Annotated in this window: 10 protein-coding genes; all 10 read left to right on the top strand. The window is 60.7% G+C overall.

The annotated features are described in order from the left end of the window. Nucleotides 1-53 precede the first annotated feature (53 nt). The 10 genes from HB631_RS00575 (at nucleotide 54) to HB631_RS00530 (ending at nucleotide 12,157) form a co-directional block, all read left to right on the top strand. Nucleotides 54-1,682 (top strand): ABC transporter substrate-binding protein, encoded by a 1,629-nt coding sequence (locus tag HB631_RS00575; RefSeq protein ID WP_213989216.1) that lies wholly within the window; start codon nucleotides 54-56, stop codon nucleotides 1,680-1,682. A gap of 118 nt (nucleotides 1,683-1,800) precedes the next feature. Continuing rightward, the gene (locus HB631_RS00570) at nucleotides 1,801-2,766 is read left to right on the top strand and encodes an ABC transporter permease (protein ID WP_213989215.1); all 966 of its coding nucleotides are present in this window, start codon (nucleotides 1,801-1,803) and stop codon (nucleotides 2,764-2,766) included. Continuing rightward, on the top strand, nucleotides 2,763-3,680 hold the full coding sequence (locus tag HB631_RS00565; protein WP_213989214.1) for an ABC transporter permease: 918 nt from the start codon (nucleotides 2,763-2,765) through the stop codon (nucleotides 3,678-3,680). The genes HB631_RS00570 and HB631_RS00565 overlap by 4 nt, the downstream gene beginning before the upstream one ends. Continuing rightward, complete coding sequence (locus HB631_RS00560) at nucleotides 3,677-5,371, top strand: ABC transporter ATP-binding protein (protein ID WP_213989213.1); 1,695 nt, start codon at nucleotides 3,677-3,679, stop codon at nucleotides 5,369-5,371. Before HB631_RS00565 ends, HB631_RS00560 begins: the two co-directional genes overlap by 4 nt. After that, complete coding sequence (locus HB631_RS00555; RefSeq protein WP_213989212.1) at nucleotides 5,368-6,486, top strand: hypothetical protein; 1,119 nt, start codon at nucleotides 5,368-5,370, stop codon at nucleotides 6,484-6,486. The genes HB631_RS00560 and HB631_RS00555 overlap by 4 nt, the downstream gene beginning before the upstream one ends. Continuing rightward, on the top strand, nucleotides 6,479-7,852 hold the full coding sequence (locus HB631_RS00550; RefSeq protein ID WP_213989211.1) for an LLM class flavin-dependent oxidoreductase: 1,374 nt from the start codon (nucleotides 6,479-6,481) through the stop codon (nucleotides 7,850-7,852). Before HB631_RS00555 ends, HB631_RS00550 begins: the two co-directional genes overlap by 8 nt. Continuing rightward, the gene (locus tag HB631_RS00545; RefSeq protein WP_213989210.1) at nucleotides 7,849-9,147 is read left to right on the top strand and encodes an acyl-CoA dehydrogenase family protein; all 1,299 of its coding nucleotides are present in this window, start codon (nucleotides 7,849-7,851) and stop codon (nucleotides 9,145-9,147) included. Before HB631_RS00550 ends, HB631_RS00545 begins: the two co-directional genes overlap by 4 nt. Next, nucleotides 9,137-10,135, top strand: a complete 999-nt coding sequence (locus tag HB631_RS00540) for an ABC transporter permease (RefSeq protein WP_213989209.1) — start codon at nucleotides 9,137-9,139, stop codon at nucleotides 10,133-10,135. The genes HB631_RS00545 and HB631_RS00540 overlap by 11 nt, the downstream gene beginning before the upstream one ends. Beyond that, nucleotides 10,132-11,175 carry an ABC transporter permease gene (locus tag HB631_RS00535; RefSeq protein WP_213989208.1) on the top strand — a complete coding sequence of 348 codons (1,044 nt, stop codon included), beginning with the start codon at nucleotides 10,132-10,134 and terminating at the stop codon, nucleotides 11,173-11,175. The genes HB631_RS00540 and HB631_RS00535 overlap by 4 nt, the downstream gene beginning before the upstream one ends. Continuing rightward, entirely contained in the window at nucleotides 11,162-12,157 is a 996-nt protein-coding gene (locus HB631_RS00530; RefSeq protein ID WP_213989207.1) for a sugar ABC transporter substrate-binding protein, read from the top strand. Before HB631_RS00535 ends, HB631_RS00530 begins: the two co-directional genes overlap by 14 nt. The last annotated feature ends 52 nt before the right edge of the window (nucleotides 12,158-12,209 follow it).

Here is a 12,209-nt window from a genome sequence, read left to right as displayed (position 1 = left end):
TCTTTTAATTCCCTTATTTGGGTTTCGCTTATTTTTCCGGGGTAGGTTAATAAATGCCATTCAACAGAATTTTTCAAAAAAATAACTTTAACCGCGCTTTAATGATGATGTTGCCGATATTTGCCGTTGCCGGCAATCCGGCACTGGCGCAAAACACCACGACAGCGGGCCACTCCAACGTATTGACTATCGGGCTGGCCGAACAGTCGCAATGCATAGACCCGCAGCAAGATAACTATGGTTATGCCGCAATAGAAGGCCGCGGCCTGGTGGATTCACTGACCGATCAGAGTTATGAGGATCCGTCTAAAATTTCTCCCTGGCTGGCGGAATCCTGGGAAATTAATGCCGATGCCACCCGTTACACCTTTCATATACGCAAAGATGTGACCTTCAGCGACGGCAGTAAGCTGAACGCGCCGGTTATCAAGGACAATTTCGATACCATCACCAAAATTCCCGGTGCCGCGGGCGCGTCTTATTTCAAAGGGGTTAAATCCATTACGGCACCGGACGACCATACCCTGGTCATTGAATTTGATAGTCCGAATGTCCCCTTCCTGGCCGCGACCTCCACCGGCGAACTGGGTATTGTCGCCGCCGCTACCCTGGCCAAAACGCCGGAACAACGCTGCCATGAAGGCGTGATAGGTTCCGGCCCCTTTGTGCTGGACAGCGTCAAATTGAATGAAAAAACCGAGCTGGTGAAACGCCGGGGCTACGACTGGCCGTCGTCGCAGCGTAAGCATACCGGCGAGGCTTATCTTGACCGGGTCATTTACCGCATTATCCCGGAATCCACGGTACGTACCGGGGCGCTCAGGAGCCATCAGGTCAATGTCATTCAGGACACCGGCTATGATGATGCTCAGCCCCTTGCCAAAGAGGGCTTCCCGCTGGAGAAGATCGAATCCCTCGGTACCGCCGTCAATCTGTTGATCAATACCTCCCGCGGGATCCTGGCGGATGAAAAAGTCCGCCAGGCGTTCAGCAAGGCCATCAATCGCCAGGAAGTGGTGGACCTGGCTTTCTCCGGTTACAAAATCCCGGCCACCGGCGTTCTTACCCGCAAAACGCCGGGTTATCTCGATCAAAGCGCCCTGCTGGCGTTCGATCTGAACGGCGCCAATACCTTACTTGACCAGGCCGGCTGGAAAAAAGGTTCGGACGGCATTCGCGTCAAGAACGGCAAACCGCTGCAAATCACGGTGTCCTTTTACGCTGCCCCCGTGAATCAGGCATTTCTGGAAGTCGTGCAGCAGCAGGTGCGTGACGCCGGTTTCGATTTGCGGTTAAGGCCCCTGACCGGCGGCGCGTATGACGAGGCGCTGCTGGCGGGCGACTACGATCTGCACCGTTGGGAATGGTCATTGGGGGATCCGGACGTATTGCGCCAGTTGTATTCCACCAAGGCGCTCAACCGCTTCAGGCTGTCGACCCCCAACGATCTGGACGGTCCGCTGGAGGCACAGCGGGCCACCACCGATCCGGCCGAACGGAAAAAGCTGACGGATGAAGCGCAAAAAATCATCCTTCAGCGAGCCTATGCGGTACCGGTGTTCTTCACGCAGGAATTGTGGTCGAACGACGGCACCGTGCGCAATCTCGAATGGGGCGGGCCGGGCGCCGGATCCACCAGCCAGATTCTTTACGATGTCACCCTGTCGCCGGCCGCGAGCTGATGCCATCACCCCTGCCCTTTCGGCGTAAAACCCGCCCGGCGTCAGCCAGACGGGACCGGATACCGGCAGAGTACATCGTACGCCATTGAAACGTTGCGATAACCAGGAGTGAATCACCATGACGCGCTTTATCCTGAAACGGTTGGCGCACGCCATCGGCGTGCTCTGGGCGACCTTTACCGCCGCGTTCCTGCTGTTGTACGTTCTGCCGGGCGATGCCGCGCTCAGTAAAATGAATCTGGGCGGCGGCAGCGGTTTTTCCGTGGAGGCCCTGGCGAAAATGCGGGCCTACATGGGCCTGGATCGCCCGGTGTGGCAACAATATCTCAGCGCTTTGCGGGACGCCGTGCGGGGTAAATTCGGTGTGTCGGTACAAACCGGACAGGATGCGCTGCACATGTTCGCCGCGGGCATTCCCGAGACGCTCAAGCTGGCCGGACTCGCGCTGCTGATAGGGCTCGCGCTGGGCATCGGCGTCGCCTTGCTGGGCGCCTATACCCGCTCGTCCGCCCTGCGCGGGCTCTTGTCATGGCTGCCGGTGGTGGGCGTATCCATACCGTCGTTCTGGATCGGTCTCATTTTGCTGCAGGTTTTCTCCTTTCAGCTCAAGCTGCTGCCGGGTATGGGCAATGACGGATTAGCCAGTCTGGTGCTGCCGTCAACGGTACTGGCCATACCCACCGCCGCGCTGATCGCCCAAATTCTGTTTCAAAGCCTTAACGATATCCTGGCGTCTCCTTATATCGTCACGGCGAAAGGCCATGGCGCCGGCCGGCTGCGCCGGTTGCTGGGCCATGCGTTGCGTAATGCCATCATCCCGGTGATCACCGCCCTGGGCATGACCACCGGCAATCTGATTGCCGGCTCGGTGGTGGTGGAAACCGTATTTTCCCGTTCGGGTATCGGCCTGCTCACGGTGAAAGCGGTCCTGTTCCAGGACACGCCCATTGTGCTGGTGGCCGTACTGTTCGCCGCGACGGTGTTCGTGACCGTCAATTTGCTGGTGGACATTCTTTATCCGTTTATCGACCCGCGTATTGAAATCGGCGTACGCAGGCCGAAAGTCATGGGCCCTACGCTATGAGCAATGTTTCTTTGTCGGAGACCTCCGACCGGCTAACGGCGGCTACCCCGCCATTTATCGAAGAACGGCCCGCGCCTTCCCGATTCAGCGGTTCGGCGCTGGGGCGGATTCTCATCACCCAGCCCGGTTTGATTGTGGCGATCCTGGTCTTGGCGGCGGTGTGTTTCGCGGCGCTGTTTCCCGACCTGTTGACCGCCTTTAACCCCATCCGCGGCCAGGGCGGCGCGCGGCTCAGGCCTCCCGGCCTGACGCACCTTTTCGGGACCGATAATATGGGGCGCGATCTGTTCGCGCGGGTGGTTTACGGCACCCGCCAATCCCTACAGGCGGTGGTGCTGGCGGTCGGCGTCGGCATGGCCGTGGGATGCGCCATCGGTTTGCTGGCCGGATACGTCGGCCGTTGGGTGGACGATATTCTGATGCGCCTGATGGATGTTCTGCTGTCGGTCCCCATGCTCCTGATTTCGCTGGCTATCATCAACGCGCTGGGATTCGGCATGGTGAACATCGCTATCGCGGTCGGTATCGGCAGTATCGCCGGATTCGCCCGGCTCAGCCGATCCAAGGTGCTGGGCATCCGCTCGACCGCCTACGTGGAAGCGGCCTTATTCGCCGGTATCAGCCAGGGCCGGATACTGGCCAAACATATTATTCCCAATGCGCTGGGCCCGGTTATCGTGCTGGCCACCCTTGAGCTGGGCTGGGCCATTCTGAGCGTTTCCGCATTGAGTTTCCTGGGATTCGGCCCGCCGCCGCCCACTCCCGAGTGGGGGCAGCTTGTGGCAGGCGGCCGCGATTATATGACCACGGCCTGGTGGCTGACCGCGTTGCCCGGCCTGGTCATCCTGATAACGGTATTGGCCGCCAATCGTGTGGCCCAGGCATTGGCGGGACGCAAGGTGATAAACACATGACCCTGACATCACAGCAACCGGCCGACACATCGGCAGCGCCGGATGCATCGGTTGAGGCATTACCGACCGTGCCATTGCGCATACATGACCTGTATATCGACTATCGGACGCGCGGTGGTGTCTTTACGGCGGTGCGCGGCGTGTCTTTCGAGGTGAATCCGGGCGAGGTGGTTGCCCTGGTGGGGGAATCGGGATCGGGCAAAAGCACCATCGCGTTATCCGCACTGGGCATGCTGCCGGAGTCGGCGGCCATCACCCGCGGCTCCGTCGTTATCGCCGGTCATCAATTGGAGAAGTTGGGGGAAAAGGCATCCAATCGCTTTCGCGGCCGGGATGCCGGTTGGATACCCCAGGATCCCATGATGGCGTTGAACCCGCTGCACCGCATCGGCAGGCAGGTGGCGGAGCCGTTGATTATCCATCGGCTGTTCGACAAACGTACTATCGGCGCCAAAGTCGCCTCGTTGCTTGGCCGGGTACATATTTCCAACGCGCCGGTCCGGGCCCGCCAATTTCCCCATGAGCTGTCCGGCGGTATGCGGCAAAGGGTGTTGATTGCGGCGGCCATAGGGCCGGAACCCAAACTGATCGTGGCCGACGAACCGACCACGGCGCTGGATGTCACGGTGCAAAAAGCCATCCTGGACGATATCGATGCGCTGGTGACGTCCACCGGTATGGCCATGCTGCTTATCACCCACGATTTGGGGGTCGCGGCGGATCGGGCCGATCGCATCATTGTGTTAAAGGAAGGCAAAATTGTCGAACAAGGCCCCACCAGGCAGATCCTGACACGGCCGGAACACGACTATACCCGGCAACTGCTGGCCAATGCGCCCGGTCTGGCGACCCGCCGCCGCCCCGCCCCGCCCCGGCTGGAAGAAGCGCCGGCCGACGGCGGACCGCTGCTCTCCATCCGCCATGTTTCACATACCTTTCCGGCAACCAACGGCGCGGCGGAAGAGGAAAGCGTGCGGGCGGTGATAGACGTCAGCCTGGATGTGCCCCGCGGTAAAACGCTGGCGGTCGTGGGGGAGTCCGGTTCGGGGAAATCAACCAGCGCCCGCATTGCGCTCGGCCTGATCGCGCCGGATAGCGGCAGCGTGCTGTTCGAAGGCATCGAGATACACCGTTTGGATCAACCAGGCTTGCGCCGAATGCGCCGCCTGGTACAGCCCATTTATCAAAATCCGTTCTCATCGTTTGATCCCCGGTTTACGGTTGCCGACCTTATCGGCGAACCGCTTATCGGTTTCGGACTGGGTGATAAAACCCGCCGGCTCAGGCGGATCAGGGAATTGACGGAACAGGTCAGCCTGCCGCAAAACCTGCTCGGCCGTTACCCGGCGGAGCTTTCCGGCGGCCAGTTGCAGCGGGTGGCCATTGCCCGGGCGCTGGCGCCGGAACCGGCATTGCTGATTTGCGACGAACCCGTTTCGGCCCTGGATGTCACTATCCAGGCGCAGATCCTGGATTTGCTGGCCGGCCTGCAGGAAACCCATGGCCTGAGTTATTTGTTCATTACCCATGATTTGGCGGTGGTCAGGCAAATGGCCGACCAGGTTGCCGTCATGAAAGGAGGACGCATTGTGGAGACCGGTCATATCGACGCGATTTTCACCCATCCGCAACACGACTATACGCGGTTACTGCTGGCATCCATTCCCGGCCAGGCCGCGAGGAACGCATGATGAAACAACCCCAACTAGCCGGCGCGCCGCCGGCGCTTTCGCAGGCGGTCCATACCGCGCCGGGACTCGATATCCCCGGTGCGGCGCACGAGGTGGCGAAAACCGCCCAGACCCATCCGGCGGCGGCCTTAAGCCGAATCAATGACATTATCGCATCCCGGGTACTGGGATTGTCCTTGCCCGATAACCGGCAAATCGCGGGATGGTCGTGGCCCTCCCCGCCCGGTGACGCTCCGCTGCCCGTTGGCGCGGCATCGTTGCCTGATGGCAATGGGCCGTTATACGGGAATGCATTGACCGCCTCGCTCACCGGAGACTATCTTGAAATCCGGGGCCGGCAACGTTTCCGGACCGGCCCGCGGCCGGATGGGGCGACAATCCTGCTGATAGGAGATCGGGATGCCGGGAAAGGCGGTTATATCGCCTCTTTTGATAGCCGCGCTCCGATCCTGGTCGGAGAGCCCATTTTTGAGCGCGACGGCTTCAGGATTACCGAAACCGTCCTGTCGCCGGCAAGGTTATTGACCTCGTTCCAGCCGGTGGATGCCAAACGTTGGCATCCCGCGCTGGAACGCGCCGCCCTGGTGGAAGAACTGCTGCATGCCGCTCTGGATTTCGGCATTTTGCAGGGGTTTTCCGCCGCCGCGCATCTTTATCTCACCACCCGTACCCGGCCCTGGCAGGGCCAGGGTCTCGCCAAGGCCACGGACGACCCCCACCTGGTCAGGCGGTACGGCGAATATGTCGCCACCTTGCATGCCCTGGAAGGTTTGCTGACGGAAGCCGGCGATGGCTTGATCCATACCGGTCTGGACGGCGGCGACAGCCTGGCGCGCGATGGCCGGGAAACAGTATCGGAGGCTGGGGAGGGCTCTTTGCGCGACGCCCGGGACGCCATAGCGGCGGCGCGTTTGTATGCCACCCTGGCGGGCCGCTCAATAATCAACGGCACGCTGGAACTCCTCGGCGCCGGCGCCACCAGCCAGCGTTATGGATTTGATGTGTTCTGGCGCGACTTTACCGCCCATGGCATAGCCCATCCGCCACGCCGTCCGGCCGAAGTTATCGGCCGCGACCGGGTCGTCAACCGCCAACAGGGAAAGACTCATGAGTAACAAGCAGATGCATATCAACGTGAATATATTAAGCTCCGGCTCCCACGGGGCCAGTTGGCGCTCGCCTTTGGGCAACCCCCTGGGCTATATCCAGATTGAACACTATCAGCAGATAGCCAAAATCGCCGAACGGGGACTGCTTGATGCGGTGTTCCTGGCCGACGCGCTGGCCATTGCCTTCGATCCGAAGGCCAGTCCAAGCTGGGCGCTCGATCCGGCGGTGATTGTGGCGGGCATGGCGGCGGTGACGCGGCGTATCGGGTTTATCGCCACCGCCTCGACGACCTTCTCGCATCCTTACAATATCGCGCGGACCTTCTCGTCCCTTGACCATGTCTCCCATGGCCGCGTCGGCTGGAATGTCGTGACTACCTATGACGAACGCGCCGCCGGCAATTTTGGCGAGCGTAACCTGCCCAAACACGCGGATCGCTATGCCCGGGCGGCGGAGTTCGTGGATGTCGTGCAAGCGCTGTGGGACAGCTGGGAGGATGACGCGTTGATTCTGGATCGCGCCGCGGGACACTTCGCCGATCCCGCCAAAATCCACGCCATCGACCACAACCAGGCGTATTTCTCGGTGACCGGTCCATTGCAAATTCCCCGTTCACCGCAGGGCCGGCCTTTGCTGGTACAGGCGGGCAGCTCGGAACAGGGGCGGGATCTGGCGGCGCGTTATGCCGAGGCCGTCTTCAGCGTGCAGCAGGATCTGGGGGAGGCAAAAGCCTATTACGCCGATGTCAAGCGCCGGGCGGCGGCCTATGGCCGCGATCCGGACAGCATCAGCATCCTGCCGGGGCTGTTTGTGATCGTGGCGGCCAGCGAAGCGGAGGCCCGGCAACGGCGCAAGACGCTGGATAAGCTGGCCGGGGAAGACAACCTGCTGGCGCGTTTCGCCGGACAACTGGGCCTGAACGCAGCAGAACTGGATCTGGACCGGCCGGTTCCGGAACATCTTTTAACGACAATAAATAATTATATGGGCACCCGGGGTTTTGTGGAGGCCACCCTGTCCCTGGCCCGCAACCGGTCGCTAACGGTACGAGACATCATCGCCCGCGGCGGCGGTGCGCACCGGCTGGTGGTCGGCAGCCCGCAGCAAATTGCCGACACCATGGAGCATTGGGTCAACGAAAGGGCGGCAGATGGATTTAATATCATGTGCGACGTATTCCCTTCGGGCCTGGAAGCCTTTGTTGATCTGGTGGTACCCGAGCTGCAAAAACGCGGACTGTTTCGCCGCGAGTATACCGGTACTACGCTGCGCGATCATTACGGCTTACCGCGTCCGGCCAGCGTTTTCGCCGACGCGCCGCTGCCCGGCCAGCCCCGGGACGGCGACGGACGCTGGGAGGTGGCGCTATGACGGACTCCGTGCAGATCATCTCCTCGGCGGCGCAAGCCCTGGAAGCGGCCAGGGCGCTGGCGGATGTCTGGTCCCGCAGCGCGGCGGAGATCGATGCGCAACGCCGCGTACCGGTGGCGGAGCTTGATGCGCTGTCCCGCTCGGGACTGCTGGCCATCACCGTGCCGCGGGAATTCGGCGGGGCGGGGGTTGCCACCGAAACGTTGATCGAGGTATTCCTGATCCTGGCCGAAGTGGATACGGCCTTAGCCCAGATCCCGCAAAATCATTTTGATTTTGTCGATACGCTGCTGGTGGCCGAGCACGGCACCCGCGCCTTTTTTTATGACCAGCTCCTGAGCGGCGCCCGGTTCGGCAATGCGCTGGCGGAACCGGGCAGGCCTTCACGTAGGGATATCGCCACCACTATCATTGCCGAGGGCAAAGGCTTTCGCCTGAACGGCCGCAAGTATTTTTCCACCGGCGCCCTGACCGCACAATGGGTACCGGTATTCGGTAAAGCGACCGACGGACGCATCCTCACGGCCTATATCGAGCGCGGCAACCCCGGGCTGGATATCCTGGCCGACTGGGATGCGTTCGGCCAGCGCGGCACTTTCAGCGGAACCACGCTTATCAACGATGTCTGGGTGCCGGCATCCCAGGTGGTGGACCGTGGGCGCGGCGATCCCGCCATTCTCATCGCGCAGTTTGCCGGCAACCAGTTGATTCACGCGGCCATCGAAACCGGCTCGGCCAGCGGGGCCTTACGGGCCGCCGCCGGGATTCTGGGGGACCATGGCCGGCTGAATGATAATGACCTGGCCCGCCTCGGTGAATATGCGGTTCGGGTCAGCGCCGCCAAAACTCTGGTCAGGCGCGCGGCGCGCCGGGTGGATGCGGTCCTGGGACATGACGCGCCTTCGGCATACAGAACAGGGCATTTGGCCGGCTCTCCGGCGGATGAACCGCCGGCGATTGACGCCCCTTCGACGAGGGAAATAGCGCCAGCGTCCAACGCCCCGTCGGTAACAGAGGCATACGGAGCTTTTATCGCCACCGATGAGGCGAAAAGCGTGGCCTATGAATTGTCGCCGGCCCTTGCCAACGACATTGCGCATTTCCGGGTCTCGCGGGTGAATGATGAACACCGCGGACTGGACCGGCTGTGGCGCAATGTTCGCACTCATTCCCTTCACGATCCGGTACGCTGGCGGCAATTTTATGTGGGCGATTTTTATCTCAACGGGACACTGCCGGGGGATATCGCGGTCATGGCCGGCGGCGGCTCTTCGGTGAAAACCCATGAGCAATGAAATGATCAGACCGGTATCGGGCCCCATACCGAAAACCGGCGCCGGGATCCGGAACCTCTTCGGGCGGTTCGGCGTGCTGCCGGTCTTTGTCATCGTACTGGGCGTTATTGCCGCCATCACGCCCGCCTTGCTTGATTCGGACAATATCGCGCAGGTGTTGCGCCAATCGTCCATTGTCGGGGTTATGGCCCTGGGCGCCACCTTTGTCTTGATAGCCGGCCGCATTGACCTTTCCATCGGCTCGCTGTTATCGCTGGCGAGCTTTGTGACCGTTGATGTGCATGAGCATTTCGGCCCGGTCGCCGCCGTGGCGGCGGCGCTGGCTATCGGCGGCGGCGTCGGCCTGGTAAACGGCCTGATAGTGGGTTATCTCGGGCTGAACCCGCTGATTGCCACCCTGGCCATGATGTCGTTGTTGCAAGGGGTGACGTTGGTCTACAGCGGGGGCGCGGATGTCTATGTCGCCCATCCCGAAGCCACCTGGTTTGCCTTTTTCGGCCGCGGTTACCTGCTGGGCGTGCCGGTGCCGGTGTTGATATTTTTCCTGCTCACCGTCCTGACGGGCCTGTTGCTGCATATGACGGCGTTCGGCAGAAAGATTTTTGCCATCGGCGGCAATGAAACGGCGGCGGCGTTTTCCGGCATCAATACCCACCGAACGGTCGCCCTCGCCTACCTGCTGGGGGGATTAACCACCTCCGTCTCGGCCCTGATCATTTCCAGCCGGGTCATGGGCGCCCAAACCAATATCGGCACCGGCTATGAATTCGAGGTGATTTCCGCCGCCATTTTAGGCGGCACCAGCTTCCTGGGCGGCGCGGGTACCATTATCGGCACTCTGGCGGGGGTCGTCCTGCTGTCGTTCATGCAAAACGGCCTGCTGTTGCTCGGCCTGCCCTATTACATCCAATGGCTCATTACCTGGGGAGTGATTATCTCCGCCGTCTGGGTCGAGCTGGCCGCCAAGCGCAAGAGGATATTCCAGTGAATAGCACATCCTTTACCGGCGCAGCGTTGAACACACGAACCTGGCTTACCGCCATCCGCCGGCTGCCGGTGTTGTTAGCGCACCATCCCGTCTGGCTGTCGCTCCTGGCCGCCATCGTTTTTTTCGCCCTTCAAAGCCCGCATTTTCTGTCTTGGTTCAATATTACCAATGTCCTGCTCCAGGCATCCTTTTTCGGTTTCCTGGCGATCGGGATGACGCTTATCATCATCAGCGGCCATATCGATTTATCGGTCGGCTCGCTGGTGGGCCTGTGCGCGGGACTTTGCGTCGTGCTGCAACCAGTGCTCGGGCTGCCGCTGGCCGTACTGGCGGGGCTGGCCGCCGGCGTACTCTGCGGTTTCATCAATGGTCTTATCATTGAACGGCTCGGCATCAATTCCCTGATCGTGACGCTGGCGGCCATGATCGGCCTCAAGGGGCTGACGTTCGCGATAGTCGGCGAAGAGTCCGTTATCGCGGTCAATACCACCTTCACCGGCATCGGCAATCTGCGTATCGGCACGCTGCACCTGATTAGCATCGTGTTTTTCGTGCTGATCGCGGTCTCCCACTGGGTGATGTCAAATACCCGCCACGGACGGGACGCCTACGCCATCGGCGGTAATCGCCATGCGGCGGTGAACGCCGGCATCGGCGTCCGCCGCCATGTCATCGTCAATTTTATGGTATCAGGCTTTCTGGCGGCGTTATGCGGCCTGGCCATCTCCGCCAATATGGGCGCCGCGGTGCCCACATATGGGCAGGGATACGAGGGTTGGGCCATCGCCGCCGTGGCGCTGGGAGGCACCAGGCTTACCGGCGGCAGCGGCAACATATTGAACTCCCTGGCGGGCGTGCTATTGCTTGCCGTCTTGCGTAACGGGCTGAACCTTATCCATCTTTCCGCCCACTATGTGCTTATCGCCATCGGTCTCGCGTTGCTGATTGCCTTAGTGCTCGATAAACACTCGGGTAAACCTTTTATTGCGCTAAAACCCACCCCCTCTAAAAAATCAGGAGAGTTTGATGAAACCCTTTAACCTCCTTGCCCTGGCCGCGGCGCTCATGACGGCATCAGCGTCTATCGCCATGGCGGCGGACCAGCCCGACTGGCTGCGGCAACCGCTTAAGAAGCCGCTCGATCAGGTAGTTATCGGCCTGTCGTTTCCTTTGCTTGACCCCTGGAGCGCGGCCTATGAGCAGAGTTTCCGTGATTATGCCAAGGAACTGGGCGTCAAAACCATCGTGCTGGATTCTCAGGCGGATGTATTGAAACAAAGCAATGATATCCGCGATCTGGTGGCCCAGAGCGTCGATACGGTCATTGCCCTGCCCCTGAACAACCAGGCCATCGTTTCATCCCTTGGAGAGGCCCACGCCGCCGGGATTCCCGTGGTGCTGTCAAACGGGCGCGTCGCCCCCTCCGGCGCACAATATGTCACCGCCTGGACCGGTCCGGATCATTTCAAAACCGGTTATCTGTCGGGAAAAATGCTGATTGACCAACTGGGCGACAAAGCCAATATCGTTATCATCAGCGGCACCCCCGGCACCGAATCCGGCGATTTGCGTGAGAAAGGCTGCCGCAAAGCCCTGTCCGAAAATCCGGGAGTGACGCTGCTGGACGCGCAACCGGCCAACTTCAAACGTGAGAAGGCCCAATCCATCATGGAAGCGTTCATTACCCGGTTCGGCAATAAAATCGACGGGGTATGCGCCAATGACGATGATATGGCGCTGGGCGCCCTTACCGCCATCAAAGCCGCGGTCCAGGCCGGCCGCATTAAACCGGATCACATCAAAATCACCTCCGGCGCCTCGCAGCTCGAAGGATACGAAGAAATCAAGAAAGGCGGCTATTTCTATGGCTCAGTGCTGATGCAGCCCAATGATGCTTCACGCCTCGCCCTGAAAACCGCCATCGAAGTGGCTGAAGGGCAGCAGGTAGCCAAAGAGCAATATTACGACACCCCGGCCTACACCTTGAAAAACATCGACCAGACGCCGCGCCCGACCTATTGAACCGTAAATTATGCGGCGCGGTTCATGGGGAACCCGCCGCTGAAAACCATAA

The sequence above is a fragment of the Sodalis sp. dw_96 genome (assembly GCF_018449575.1).
Classification (GTDB): Bacteria; Pseudomonadota; Gammaproteobacteria; order Enterobacterales; family Enterobacteriaceae; genus Acerihabitans.
Note: the sequence above shows the minus strand (reverse complement) of the source record. Positions and strands in the feature narration are given on the sequence as shown.